The organism is Pseudomonas sp. JAI111 (genome assembly GCF_024809425.1).
Classification (GTDB): domain Bacteria; phylum Pseudomonadota; class Gammaproteobacteria; order Pseudomonadales; family Pseudomonadaceae; genus Aquipseudomonas.
The window spans coordinates 450,179-463,563 of the sequence record NZ_JANUCB010000004.1 but is presented as its reverse complement, the minus strand read 5'-3'; the positions used below and the strand labels follow the sequence as shown (position 1 = coordinate 463,563).

Here is a 13,385-nt window from a genome sequence, read left to right as displayed (position 1 = left end):
CCCACCATGAACGCCTTGACCCAACCGATAATTGCCGGGCAACCCCTGGCCAAAAGTCAGCATGACCTGCACAACGCCCGCAGCCTGCTCGATGCGACGCTGCGGTTTGTCCGCCAGCAAAAACATGTTGCGGAGGATCCTTACGTCATCAGCCGTTTCGGCGATTTGCACATTCGCATTGAAGTCGCCGCGGCGCTGCTCGAACGCGCCGAAGCGTTTCTTGACGGACATGAAGACGATACGGAAATCAGCGTCGCGATTGCCGAGTCGCATCTTGCCAGCGCGGAGGCGCTTAACACCGTCAGCAACGCCGAATTCGAACTCACCGGACAACGCACTGTATTGCCGGGGTCGCTGCACGATCCGCTGCGCTGGAAACTCCACCTCATCGGTAACTTTCGCCTCAACGGTATCCATCCCCCAAGCGTTCGGAGTGCTGTTTGATGGCCCGGGAAATCCGCCTCAATGCTTTTGACATGAACTGCGTCGGCCACCAGTCGCCGGGGTTGTGGGCGCATCCGCGTGATCGCTCATGGCAATACAAGGATCTGGAGTATTGGACCGATCTGGCGAAAATTCTCGAGCGTGGCAAATTCGACGGTTTGTTCATCGCTGACGTGCTGGGCATCTATGACGTCTACAACGGTAATGGGGACGCCGCGATCCGCCAGGCGGCGCAGGTGCCGGTCAACGATCCGCTGCAACTGATCCCGCCGATGGCGCTGGTCACCGAGCACCTTGGCTTTGGTCTGACCGCTTCGCTGTCGTTCGAGCATCCGTATCCGTTCGCCCGGCGGCTGTCGACCCTCGACCATCTGACCAAGGGCCGAGCTGGCTGGAACATCGTCACTTCGTATCTGGAAAGCGGTGCGAAGAACCTCGGCCAGAAGGCCCAGACCGAGCACGACGCGCGATACGACTACGCCGAGGAATACCTGGAGGTTTGCTACAAGCTCTGGGAGGGCAGTTGGGAAGAGGGCGCGATTCTGCGTGATCGCGAACGGCGGATTTTCAGCAATCCGAGCAAAATCCATGAGATCCGGCATGTCGGCAAACATTTCCAGGTGCCTGGCATTCACCTTTGTGAACCCTCGCCGCAACGCACGCCGGTGCTCTATCAGGCCGGAGCATCGAGTCGCGGCAAGCAGTTTGCCGCCGAACATGCCGAGTGCGTGTTCGTCGCCGCCCCCTCGAAAGTGCTGCTGAAGAAAACCGTGGCCGACATTCGTCGTCGTGCCGCTGAAGCCGGTCGCGATCCGTCGAAGATTCTGATCTTCAACTTGCAAACGGTGATCCTCGGCGAGACCGATGCCAAGGCCAAAGCCAAGTTCGAAGAATACAAAACCTGGGTCAGCTACGAGGGCGCGATGGCGTTGATTTCGGGCTGGACCGGGATCGATTTCAGCCAGTTCAAACCGGATGAACCCCTCAAGCATGTGCACACCAACGCCATTCAGTCGGCGGTGGAGGCGTTCTCTACGGCAGACCCGAACAAGGTCTGGACGCCTAACGAATTGGCCGATTGGGTGGGCATCGGCGGGTTTGGTCCGTTGTTTGTGGGCAGTCCTGAGACGGTTGCCGATCTGCTGCAGGAGTGGGTTGAAGAGACCGATGTCGATGGATTCAACCTGGCCTATGCGCTGACTCACGAGACCTTTGTCGACGCCGTGGAATTGTTGGTGCCGGAGCTGCAGAAGCGGGGCGTGTACAAGACCGACTACGCGCCGGGGACCTTGCGCGAGAAGTTGTTCGGGGAAGGGCCGCGATTGCCGGAGATTCATCCGGGGGCGGGGTATCGGGACCTGGGAGTGTTGCGCCAGCAGGAGAAGAAAGTGGTGTCGGCCTGAACTCATTCAATGTGGGAGCGAAGTCGCATGCAAATACCAGGTACACCAGAGATCCAATGTGGGAGTGAGCCTGCTCGCGATGAGGCCAGTACATCCAGCATTGATGTTGCCTGATGGACCGCTATCGCGAGCAAGCTCGCTCCCACAGTTGACCGGGTCGTACACACATGCCCGGTCCGATACAAATCCCCTGTGGGAGCGAGCCTGCTCGCGATGAGGCCAGTACATCCAGCATTGATGTTGCCTGACCAACCGCTATCGCGAGCAGGCTCACTCCCACAGTTGACCGGGTCGTACACAGATGCCCGGTCCGACACGAATCCCCTGTGGGAGCGAGCCTGCTCGCGATGAGGCCAGTACATCCAGCATTGATGTTGCCTGATAGACCGCTATCGCGAGCAGGCTCACTCCCACAGTTGACCGGGTCGTACACAGATGCCCGATCCGACACGAATCCCCTGTGGGAGCGAGCTTGCTCGCGATGAGGCCAGTACATCCAGCATTGATGTTGCCTGATAGACCGCTATCGCGAGCAAGCCCGCTCCCACAGTTGACCGGGTCTTACACACATGATCATTCCCACGCTCCGCGTGGGAATGCATCTCGGGACGCTCCGCGTTCCTTGCTCCAAAGCGGACGCAGAGCGTCCATGGCGGCATTCCCACGCGGAGCGTGGGAACGATCATCGCGTCAATCCTTCAGCCCAGCGGACCACCGCACGCTTTTGCCCATGAACAGGAGGTCACCCATGAGCGTGCACGAACTCAAACGTCCGCCCGTAGCGGACACCGCCCAGTGGCGGGTCGAGCTGCCCCAGGCCCTGGAGCAACTGCGCCATCGGGCGCAGGTCAGTCCGTTGCAACCGGCGTTGCGCCACAAGCGCCACGGGCAGTGGTTTGTCTGGCGCTGGATCGACGCCTTGCGTGATGTCGAGCGCCTGGCCGACGGCTTGCGCCAGCAAGGCTTCACCGAGGATTCGCGCCTGGCCCTGAGCGGTGCTTTCGAACCGAATCTGTTGTTGCTGGCTCTCGCCGCGCAGCACCTGGGCGGGCAATCGCTGACGTTGCCGGACAACCTCGATCCCCCAACCCTGCGCAAGATTCTGGGGCGCAGTCGTCCGACTCACGCCTTCGTTCAGGACCGGCAGACGCGCCAACAGTGGCTCGAGCAGGGCCAGACGCTGCTGGATTACAACCAGTTGCTCGGCCCGGTGGACACCCCGCAACGCCTCAAGCCTTGGAGCCAGGGCACGCAACTGTGGAGCGAAGAGGGCACGCAATGGCAGACCGGCCTGACGGTGTTGCTTGAACAATGGCTGAGCAGCGGCCACTCCCTGGCCTTCCCGGAAAGTCCGGGCAGCGCCAGCCGGGATCGCCGCGAAGTCGCGCCCTCGGGGCTGGTGCTGTCCGCCGGACGCTTGCAACGGTTGGCCGATGAAATCGACAGTCGTCTCGCCCCGCACCGCACCTGGCGCCGCCGCCTGTGCGACTGGGCCATCGCCCACCCGGAAAAAGGTCTGCAACGCCTGATCAAAAATCGCGTTCGCCGACTGCTCGGTTTCCACAACCTGCATTTCATCTGGCAAGCCACCCGCACCGCACACGCTCAACCGACGCCGACCTGGCTCACCGAATTCAAACGGGACATCGCATGAGCTCGACCGATTCCATCCTGCAAGTCAGCGGTATTTCCCTGTCGTTCAAAGGCGTGAAGGCGATCAATGAATTGTCGTTCGAGGTGCGCCGAGGCGAGATCTGCGCGCTGATCGGCCCCAACGGCGCGGGCAAGAGTTCGCTGCTGAACGTTCTGAACGGCGTGTACCGGTTTGACGCCGGTTCGATTGTCTTTGAACAGCAGCCGTTCACCCACATCGATCCCTTGACCGCCGCGCGGCGTGGCATCGGTCGCACATTCCAGAACAACGCGCTGTTCAAGAAGATGAGCGTGATCGACAACGTCCTGACCGGGCTTTCGAGGCACTTGCGCAGCAGCTTCATCGAGCAGGCGTTGAACCTGCCGCGAGCCCGACGCGAAGCCGAGAACTTCCGCCAGCAAGCCCAGGCCATTCTTGAGTTCCTAGAACTGCAAGCGCATCGCGATGTGCCGGTCGGCAATCTCTCCTATGGCCTGCAAAAACGCGTGGAGCTGGGTCGCGCCTTGATCGCCGGGCCGCGCCTGTTGCTGCTCGACGAACCGATGGCCGGGATGAACGCCGAAGAAAAACAAGAGATGGCCCGGTTCATCGCCGACATCAACCGCGACCTCGGCACCACGGTGGTGTTGATCGAGCACGACATGAGCGTGGTCATGGGCTTGTCCGACCACGTCGTGGTGCTCGATTACGGACGCAAGGTCGGCGACGGCACACCCGCCGAAGTGCAGGCCGACCCCGAAGTGATTGCGGCTTATCTGGGAGTGGTGCACTGATGACGTTTTTCTTTGAAACCCTGCTCGGCGGCCTGCTCGCCGGGACCATGTACTCGCTGGTCGCCATCGGCTTCGTGCTGATCTACAAGGCCAGCGGCGTGTTCAATTTCGCCCAGGGCGCGATGCTGCTGTTTGCCGCGCTGACCTTTGTCAGCCTGCACGATCAAGGCGTGCCGTTTGCCCTCGCGTTGTTGCTGACCGTGGCAGTGATGATCATCGGTGCGTTGCTGATCGAACGGCTGGTGTTGCGGCCCCTGGTCAATCGCTCGCAGATCACCTTGTTCATGGCCACGCTCGGACTGTCGTTCATCATCGAAGGCCTGGCGCAGGGTTTGATGGGCTCGCAGGTTCGGGCGCTGGACCTGGGCATCGATGATGTACCGCTGTTTATAGGCGGCTTGATGGTCAGCCAGTTCGACCTGATCGCGGCGGCTGCTGCCATCGTGCTGGTGACGGTGCTGGCGTTGCTGTTCAACAAGACCCGCATCGGCGTGTCGTTGCGCGCGGTGGCTGATGACACCACCGCCGCGTTATCGATCGGCATCAACCTGAACCGCATCTGGCAGATCGTCTGGGCTGTGGCGGGCATTGTCGGCCTGGTCGCCGGATTGCTCTGGGGCGCGCGCCAAGGGGTGCAGTTTTCCCTGTCGCTGGTGGTGCTCAAAGCCTTGCCGGTGCTGATCATCGGCGGTTTCACCTCGATTGGCGGGGCGATTGTCGGCGGGCTGATTGTCGGCGCCGCGGAAAACCTCGCCGAAGTGTACGTCGGCCCGTTGATCGGCGGCGGCATCACACCGTGGTTCGCTTACGTCCTGGCCCTGGCCTTCCTCTACATCCGTCCCGCCGGCCTGTTCGGCGAGCGCGCCATCGAGCGAGTCTGAACCCATGACGATTTCCCTTACCCGCGAAACCGCGCCGTCGGTGCTGATCGAACGCCGTGTGCCGATTGGCCTGGTTGCGTTGCTGTTGATCGCCTTCATCGTCGTGCCGTTGACCGGCAATGACTATTGGTTGAACGCCATCCTGATCCCGTTCCTGGTGCTGTCCCTGGCCGGGCTCGGCTTGAACCTGCTCACCGGCTACACCGGCCAGACGTCGGTAGGAGCGGCGGGGTTTATGGCGGTCGGCGCGTTTGCCACTTATGGCTTCCTGCTGCGTTTGCCCGAACTCGGTCTGCCGGTGGCGCTGCTCGGCGGCGGGCTGATCAGCGCGGTGGTCGGTTTCGTTTTCGGTTTGCCAAGCTCTCGGATCAAGGGTTTTTACCTGATGGTCACGACCCTGGCCGCACAGTTCTTTCTGGAGTGGTTGTTCGTCAAATTTCCCTGGTTCTACAACTACGGATCCTCCGGGACCATTTCCGCGCCAAAACTGACGTTGTTCGGCCATGACCTGAACACACCGCTGGGCCGTTACCTGCTGACCTTGACCACGGTGCTGGTGCTGACCTGGGTTGCGGTGAATCTGGTGAAAAGCCAGATCGGCCGCAACTGGATGGCGATCCGCGACATGGATACCGCCGCCGCGGTGATCGGCATTCCCGTGGTGCGTTACAAACACTTGGCGTTCGCCGTCAGCTCTTTCTACCTGGGCATCGCAGGGGCGCTGTGGGCCTTCGCCTATCTGGGCACCGCCAGCGCCAGCAGCTTCGATATCAATCGCTCATTCCAGATCCTGTTCATCATCATTATCGGCGGCATGGGCAGCGTCGCCGGCAACTTCGTCGGCGCGGCGTTCATCAGCCTGCTGCCGACCCTGCTGAGCCACGCCGGCCAGGCGCTGTTCGGTGGTGCGGTGGACGCCGGCCAGTTGCAGAACCTGCAAAAAATCATCTTCGGCGTGCTGATCATCGTGTTCCTGATCAAGGAACCGGAAGGCCTGATCCGCCTGCTGAGCAACCTTCGTGAACGGCTGAGCCACTGGCCGCTGCGCTTCTGAATTCCTCAACGATTAGAGAGACAACATGCGTGCATCCTTGAAACGTTCGTTGGTTGGCGCCGCTCTGGCGCTGGCGGTTTATGGCGCTACGGTGCCGATGGTCCAGGCATCGCCGGATCAGCAATTCTTCCCGTTGGCCACCTATCGCGTTGGCGCGTATGCCTCCAGCGGCGTGCAGGTCTGGGCCGGCATGCTCGATTACCTGAACTACATCAACGAGGTGGAAGGCGGGATCAACGGCGTCAAACTGGTCTGGCAGGAATGCGAAACCGAGTGGACGGCGGAGAAGGGCATCGAGTGCTACGAGCGCTTCAAGAAAGGCCTGGACGGCGCGCCAGTGGCGATCTATTCGCCCAACGGCGCGCCGGCAGCTTATGCGCTGAGCGAGCGCGCCGAGGTCGACAAGATCCCGTTGATCACCCTCGGTTACGGCCGCACCGAAGCCACCGACGGCACGGTGTTCCCCTACAACTTCCCGGTGATGCTGACGTTCTACAGCGAGGCGTCGAGTCTGATCAACTACATCGCCCAACGAGAGGGTGGTTTCGACAAACTCAAGGGCAAGAAAATCGCCACGGTCTACCACGACTCGGCGTACGGCCGGGAAACCCTTGGGCCGCTGAAGTTGCTGGCCGAGAAGTACGGCTTCGAAAACATCCAGATTCCGGTGGCCGATCCGGGCAACGAACAATCGTCGCAGTGGCGGCAGATTCGTCAGCTCAACCCGGATTGGGTTTTCCTGCGCACGTGGGGCGTGTCGACGCCAGTGGCGGTCAAGACGGCGGCGCGATTCGGCTTCCCGGTGGACCACATCGTCGGCGATATCTGGGCCAGTTCCAGCGAAGATGTACTGCCTGCAGGCGCTGCCGCCAAAGGCTATCTGGCGCTGACGCCATACCCGGCCGGCAGCGATTTCGAGATCCACAAACGCCTCAAGCAATACGTCCTCGACAAGGGCAAGAGCGACCTCAAGGATCTGAAGAATTTTGGCAGCGTCTATTACAACTCAGGGCTGGTGAACGCGGCGGTGATGGTGGAAGCGATCCGCACCGCCCAAGGTAAATTCGGCAAGCGTCCGCTCAACGGCGAGGAAGGACGCTGGGGCCTGGAACACTTGAACATCGACGACGCGCGGCTCAAGGACATGGGCTATCTGGGCCTGATGCAGAACCTCAAGCTGTCCTGCAAGGATCATGAGGGTGGCGGTTCGGCGCGGGTGCAGCAGTGGGATGGCGCCAACTGGACGCTGATCAGCGACTGGATCGCCGCCGACCGTGCCCTGTTGCGGCCGTTGATCGATGAAAAATCGGCGGCGTTCGCCAAGGAAAAAGGCCTGACGCCGCGCACCTGCACCGGAGATGAATAAGTCATGAGCCAAGCCGCCAGCGACATTGCCGCGCCTGACCTGTTGCAGGTCAAAGACATCGAAGTCATTTACGACGGCGCGATCCTGGCCGTGGCCGGGGTGTCGCTGACGGTGCCCAAGGGGGGCATCGTCGCGTTGCTCGGGGCCAACGGCGCGGGCAAAAGCACCACGCTCAAGGCGATTTCCGGGCTGGTACGGGCCGAGCGCGCGGAAGTGAGTCGCGGGGTCATCGAGTTTCTTGGACGCGATACCGCAGGCGTCGATCCCAGCGTGCGGGTGCGCCAAGGCATGGTCCACGTGCTCGAAGGCCGGCACGTATTCGCGCAGTTGACGGTCGAGGACAACCTGCGCAGTGGCGGGTTTGTCCGGCGTCTGAGTCGCCAGGACATGGCCCATGATCTGGAACGGATCTACACCTGGTTCCCGCGCCTGAAAACCAAGCGCAAGACCCAGGCCGGATTGACCTCCGGCGGCGAACAACAAATGGTCGCCATCGGCCGGGCGTTGATGACGCGTCCTACTTTGGTACTGCTTGATGAACCTTCCATGGGTTTGGCGCCTATTATCGTCCAGGAGATTTTCGAGATCGTCGCCCAACTCAATCGTGACGCGCAGGTGAGCTTCCTGATTGCCGAGCAAAATATTAACGTGGCACTCAAGTACGCATCGACGGCCTACGTCCTCGATACCGGCCGCGTGGTGCTGTCCGGCAGCAGCGAGTCGTTGCTGGCGCGGGGCGATCTGCACGATTTCTATCTAGGAAAACATTGACCAGTGAGAACGCCATGACTCAAACCCCAAGCGGACAGGCGACCGACGCCATCCGTCACGCGGATATCCTGATCGTCGGCGGCGGCCTCAGCGGCGCGATGCTGGCGGCGCAGTTGTTGCGCTTGCCTGGCCGACGATCGGTGCTGGTGATCGAACCACGCGCCGAACTTGGTCGGGGCGAGGCGTACAGCGCGGTTGAACTGGGCCATACGCTCAACGGCAACGCGGCGCGCATGAGCGTCGACCCGGACAACGCCGATGACTTGACCCAATGGCTGACCGATTACATTGCGGCCGGCGGCTGGCCGGAGTCGGATGAACAGCATGTGCCGGTCAGCGAATTGTTTCCGCCCCGCGGGCTGTTCGGGGTGTACGTGCAGCAACGTCTGGCCGAGGCGCAAGCGGTGGGGGCGTTGAACGGTTCAACGGTCGAGCATGTGCGGGCCGAAGTGATCGACCTGCAAACCGGGGACGATTCGGTGCTGCTGAGCTTGAGTGACGGGCAACGTCTGCAAGGGGCTTATGCGGTATTGGCCACGGGTATGTTTCCCGCCGCGCGCACGCCGCAGACCGAGTCCAGCGGCTTGAACGCGGCGGCGCTCGATCCGTGGGACGTAGCCGCCATGCGCCGGCTCAACCCGCAATCGACGGTGCTGATCATCGGCTCCGGCCTGACCATGGTCGATGCCGTGGTGTCGCTGGAACAGGCCGGGCATCGTGGGCCCATCGAAGTGTTTTCCCGGCATGGCTTGCTCCCGCACGTGCGCCGGCAACCGCCGGCCTGGGTGGATTTTCTTGCCGAGGACCCAAGCATTCGCACCCCCCGGCAGCTGGTGCGCGAACTGCGTCGGCATTGCCGGGACGCCATCGCCCAAGGCATCGACTGGCAGGCGCCGCTCGATACGGTACGCGCGCATATCGGCCGTTTGTGGAACCAGGCGACGGATGTGCAGCGCCGGCAATTCGTGCGGCACGTGCGGCCATGGTGGGAAAGTCATCACCACCGCTCGCCACCGTTGAGTGCCGAGTTGGTGGCGCGGTTGCACGAGCAAGGGCGGTTGCGGATTCAGGCTGCGTCGTTCAAGGGGCTTGAGCCGACAGTCGAAGGGCAGGTGAGCATTCGTATTCGCCGTCGTGGCGAAGTTGAAACCACGGTTGTCAGCGGCGCGGCGTTGATCAATTCCAGCGGCATCGAATACGACTGGCGTCGGGTCGCCCGGCCGCTGCCACAGCAACTGTTGGCACGCGGTTTGATTCGACCTGGGCCGTTGGCGTTGGGGATTGCGGCGGCAGTTGATGGGGCGGTAATCGACGCTAATGGACAGGTCGCCCATCGACTGTTCGCCATGGGTCCGCCATTGCGCGGCATCTGGTGGGAAAGCACGGCCGTGACTGATGTCGCGAGCCAGGCAAAAAATCTCGCCGCCCGCCTGACTAAAAAATAATCCCTGTAGGAGCTGTCGAGTGAAACGAGGCTGCGATCTTTTGATCTTGTTTTTAAAAGGATCAAGATCAAAAGATCGCAGCCTCGTTTCACTCGACAGCTCCTACAGTTGAGCGGTGAATCAATTGCGCTGATGGGTGAAACCAGGACCGATGGTGCTTTTCATTCCATTGTCAGCGGGGCGTGTGCTCGCTTAGCCAACGCTGTTTAAGTTGTTCGAGGCGGCCATCGCGGCTCATCTCATCAAGCGCCTGTTGCCAGCGGATGACCTGACGGGTATCGGTCTGTGGGGAAAAAGCGATGTAGGTGCCTTGCTTCATCAGCGGCATCTGGTAGTGCAACTGGGTGGGCGGCAACCCTTCTTCACGCGCCATCGTCGCCACGGAAAGGGTATCGGCCACCACGAAATCAGTGCGACCGAGGCGCGCCAGACGCATCATTTGCTCGGGTGTTTCCACGCCATACAGGTTGGTCAGACCTTGCTTTTGCAAGTAGCTGTAAGCCAGCCATTTACGCGGGATGGCGATACGGCCCAGGTTGTTGACGTCTTGCAGACTGCGCACCGGTTGTTGGATGTCGCGCGCGGCATAGAGGGCGATTTCGACGTCCATCAGTGGGCCGACCCACTGGTACTGTCCTTCGCGTTCGGCGCTGCGCAGCACGGTAAACACGCCGGTGGCAGGCTCGGTGGCGGCAACGCGTAAGGCGCGCAGCAAGGGCATTTGTTGCAGATGCACTTGATCGCCGGTGCTTTCGGCCAGTGCTTGCACCACGTCCACACCGAACCCCACCAGTTTGCCGTCTTGTTGGAAATGCAGGGGTGGGTGGTTGTCGGTGAGCAGGTTGAGGTCGGCTGCGAGGGTGGTAAAGGTCAGGAAAAACAATAGACAGGCGGCAATGCGCTTCATGAATCGTCCTTGATTGAATGAGGTGCAAATATTAGTACGCGCTTGATGCGACTGTCCTGACGAATTGTCGGACTATTGCGTCAGATTTGAGGATTTATAGGCTGGTGGGTGAGGCTGAGGAGTCCTTACAACCGATCATTTTGTTTGTGGGTGTACATATCCGTTGCTGCGGTAACGGCGGCTGGCGGTTTCGCCCTGACGGCGACTCACTTTTTTTACAAACGCCTAAAAAAAGTAAGCAAAAAAACGCTTGCTCCTACGTTCGGCCCACTCGCTGGGGCTCGGGGTTCCTTCGCTCCGGGATCCATCCGGGGGGCATCGCCTCCGGTTTGCTTCGCTGCACCTCCTCTCGATGTGTTCGACTTCGTCGAACGGTCGCTGCGCTCCCACCCCGGATGAATCCCTCCTCTCAGCCTTCCGATGTCGCCCGTGGATCAAGATCAAGAGCTGCAGGCGAGCTACCGCTCGGCCTGTTGAGTGGTTAAGAGCGAAGCGTGTACGCCGATCTATTGTGGGAGCTGGCCTGCCGGCGATGGCGGCCTGATAGCCGACCAGTCTCTTTCAGGTGTACATATCCGTTGCTGCGGTAACGGCGGCTGGCGGTTTCGCCCTGACGGCGACTCACTTTTTTTGACAAACGCCTCAAAAAAAGTAAGCAAAAAAAAGGCTCGCCCCGACGTCCGGCCCCTCGCTGGGGCTCGGTGTTCCTTCGCTCCGGCATTCATCTTGGGGCATCGCCTCCGGTCTGCTTCGCGACGACCTCCTCTCGATGTGTGCGGCTTCGCCGCACGGCGCTACGCGCCTACCCCCCAGATGAATGCCTCCACTCAGCCTGCCGAAGGGGCGGGTAGATCAAAAGCCAGATCAAGAGCTGCAGGCGAGCTACCGCTCGGCCTGTTGAGTGGTTAAGAGCGAAGCGTGTACGCCGATCTATTGTGGGAGCTGGCCTGCCGGCGATGGCGGCCTGATAGCCGACCAATCTCTTGCAGGTGTACAAAATTCAATTGTGGGAGCTGGCCTGCCAGCGATGGCGGCCTGCCAGCCGACCAGTCTCCTGCAGGTGTACACCGACCCTGTGGGAGCTGGCTTGCCAGCGAAAACGCCCCGCCAGCCGACCAATCTCTCTCAGATGCATCCGAAGGGGCGGATAAATCAAAATCCAAAGCAGATAAAAACAATAGATGAGCAACTACGCCCGCTCTAACAGCAAGCGCCGAGCCCCAAATCCATAAAGTGATGTTCAGGCGTCATGAAGCGCCCTCTAGACCACCAGCCGCATGTCCACTACCGAATGAAGTGAATCTTGCCGGTGTCATCGTTGCCGATGTAGATGCCGTAGACCCCGGCCTGGCGTTCTTCGATGTAGCGTTCGAGGATTTGCCGGATGGCTGGGTAATAGATGCTGTCCCAGGGAATGTCCTCGGGTGCGAAGAATTTGTAGTCGAGGGTTTCCGGGCCGTACTGGCCGGTTATCTCCAGCGCGATGGCGCGGAAGATGATGTAGACCTCGCTGATCTTTGGCACGCTGAAGATTGAGTAAGGCGAGAGTATTTCTGCGCGTACGCCGCTTTCTTCCCAGACTTCACGCAATGCGGCTTGTTCGGTGGTTTCGCCACCTTCCATGAAGCCTGCGGGCAGGGTCCAGGTGCCAGGGCGCGGCGGAATTGCGCGCTGGCACAGCAGGTATTTGCCGTCCTGCTCGATGATGCAGCCGGCGATGATTTTTGGATTGACGTAATGGATGTAGCCGCAGCTGCGGCACATCAGGCGCTCGTGCGTATCGCCCGGCGGCAGCTGCGACTTCAAGTCGTTGCCGCCGCACTTAGGACAAAAGCTCGGGCTGAACATGTTCAGCGGCCTATGCGCGGTTCTTTGAGCGCGATGGGCAGGGTGATCGCGGGGATTGCCCCGGTTTCTTCCTGCTTGCGCTTCAGGTAATCCAGCGCCACGGCGGCGGCGGCGCGAACGTGGTCGACGCACGCCTGGTGAGCGGCCAGCGGATCGCCGCTCTTGATCGCTTCGACCATGCGCTCCATCTCCTGATTGCTTGAGCCGCGACGGTTTTCCTGGGAGACCGAAGTCGCACGCAAGTAGCTGATGCGCGCCTGCAACTGGCGCAGTTGAGTGGCCGCGACATGGTTGCCGGAGCCTTCGAGCAGCACGTCGTAGAAACCCTGCACCGAGTCGATGACCTGTTGCAGTTCGCCATCCTTGAGGGCCTTGCGGTTTTCCTCGAGGGCTTTCTCCAGGGCCTTGATGTTCTTGGCCTTGGCGCGAAGGGTGAACAGCTGCACGATCAACCCTTCAAGCACACAGCGCAGCTCATAGATATCGACGGCATCGGCAAGGGTGATAATGGCGACGCGCGGCCCCTTGGCATCGGCAAATTCCACCAGACCTTCGGATTCCAGGTGACGCAAGGCTTCACGCACGGAGGTGCGGCTGACCCCGAGGCGATCGCACAGGTCGCGCTCGACCAGACGGTCTCCCGGCAGTAGCTGGAAGTTCATGATGGCGCTTCGCAGTTTATCCAGCACGATTTCGCGCAGGGTAACGGGGTTGCGATTGACCTTGAAGCTGTCGTCGAGTGGCAGGCGTTTCATGGGGTCCGCTCTGAATGTGGCTGTCCATGCAAAAAGAGCACTCCGATCCAGGATCATCGTGCTCAGGTCATCACAACAGCCAAG

Annotated in this window: 12 protein-coding genes; 9 read left to right on the top strand and 3 right to left on the bottom strand. The window is 60.9% G+C overall.

All coding sequences use genetic code 11. The features are described from left to right. Positions 1-6: 6 nt before the first annotated feature. The 9 genes from HNR03_RS16265 (at position 7) to HNR03_RS16225 (ending at position 9,791) form a co-directional block, all read left to right on the top strand. Entirely contained in the window at positions 7-444 is a 438-nt protein-coding gene (locus HNR03_RS16265; RefSeq protein WP_259154613.1) for an acyl-CoA dehydrogenase family protein, read from the top strand. After that, positions 444-1,847: an LLM class flavin-dependent oxidoreductase gene (locus HNR03_RS16260; protein WP_259154612.1), complete on the top strand. Its 1,404-nt coding sequence runs from the start codon at positions 444-446 to the stop codon at positions 1,845-1,847. The genes HNR03_RS16265 and HNR03_RS16260 overlap by 1 nt, the downstream gene beginning before the upstream one ends. Positions 1,848-2,595: 748 nt before the next feature. Next, positions 2,596-3,501, top strand: a complete 906-nt coding sequence (locus HNR03_RS16255) for an AMP-binding protein (protein WP_259154611.1) — start codon at positions 2,596-2,598, stop codon at positions 3,499-3,501. Next, the gene (locus HNR03_RS16250; RefSeq protein ID WP_259154610.1) at positions 3,498-4,274 is read left to right on the top strand and encodes an ABC transporter ATP-binding protein; all 777 of its coding nucleotides are present in this window, start codon (positions 3,498-3,500) and stop codon (positions 4,272-4,274) included. Before HNR03_RS16255 ends, HNR03_RS16250 begins: the two co-directional genes overlap by 4 nt. Continuing rightward, complete coding sequence (locus HNR03_RS16245) at positions 4,274-5,155, top strand: branched-chain amino acid ABC transporter permease (RefSeq protein WP_259154609.1); 882 nt, start codon at positions 4,274-4,276, stop codon at positions 5,153-5,155. The genes HNR03_RS16250 and HNR03_RS16245 overlap by 1 nt, the downstream gene beginning before the upstream one ends. A 4-nt stretch (positions 5,156-5,159) precedes the next feature. Continuing rightward, entirely contained in the window at positions 5,160-6,209 is a 1,050-nt protein-coding gene (locus tag HNR03_RS16240) for a branched-chain amino acid ABC transporter permease (protein ID WP_259154608.1), read from the top strand. Between the two features lie 25 nt (positions 6,210-6,234). Then, positions 6,235-7,575, top strand: a complete 1,341-nt coding sequence (locus HNR03_RS16235; protein WP_259154607.1) for an ABC transporter substrate-binding protein — start codon at positions 6,235-6,237, stop codon at positions 7,573-7,575. A gap of 3 nt (positions 7,576-7,578) precedes the next feature. Then, entirely contained in the window at positions 7,579-8,346 is a 768-nt protein-coding gene (locus HNR03_RS16230; RefSeq protein WP_259154606.1) for an ABC transporter ATP-binding protein, read from the top strand. Between the two features lie 14 nt (positions 8,347-8,360). Next, positions 8,361-9,791, top strand: coding sequence for an FAD/NAD(P)-binding protein (locus HNR03_RS16225; RefSeq protein WP_259154605.1), 1,431 nt, complete (start codon positions 8,361-8,363; stop codon positions 9,789-9,791). 172 nt (positions 9,792-9,963) lie between these two features. Here HNR03_RS16225 and HNR03_RS16220 read toward each other — a convergent pair whose 3' ends face one another. From HNR03_RS16220 to HNR03_RS16210, 3 genes are all read right to left on the bottom strand, one after another. Continuing rightward, positions 9,964-10,698, bottom strand: coding sequence for an ABC transporter substrate-binding protein (locus HNR03_RS16220; RefSeq protein ID WP_259154604.1), 735 nt, complete (start codon positions 10,696-10,698; stop codon positions 9,964-9,966). Between the two features lie 1,284 nt (positions 10,699-11,982). Continuing rightward, positions 11,983-12,546, bottom strand: a complete 564-nt coding sequence (locus HNR03_RS16215) for an NUDIX hydrolase (protein ID WP_222587254.1) — start codon at positions 12,544-12,546, stop codon at positions 11,983-11,985. Positions 12,547-12,548: 2 nt separating this feature from the next. Continuing rightward, the gene (locus HNR03_RS16210; RefSeq protein WP_222587253.1) at positions 12,549-13,301 is read right to left on the bottom strand and encodes a GntR family transcriptional regulator; all 753 of its coding nucleotides are present in this window, start codon (positions 13,299-13,301) and stop codon (positions 12,549-12,551) included. Positions 13,302-13,385 lie beyond the last annotated feature (84 nt).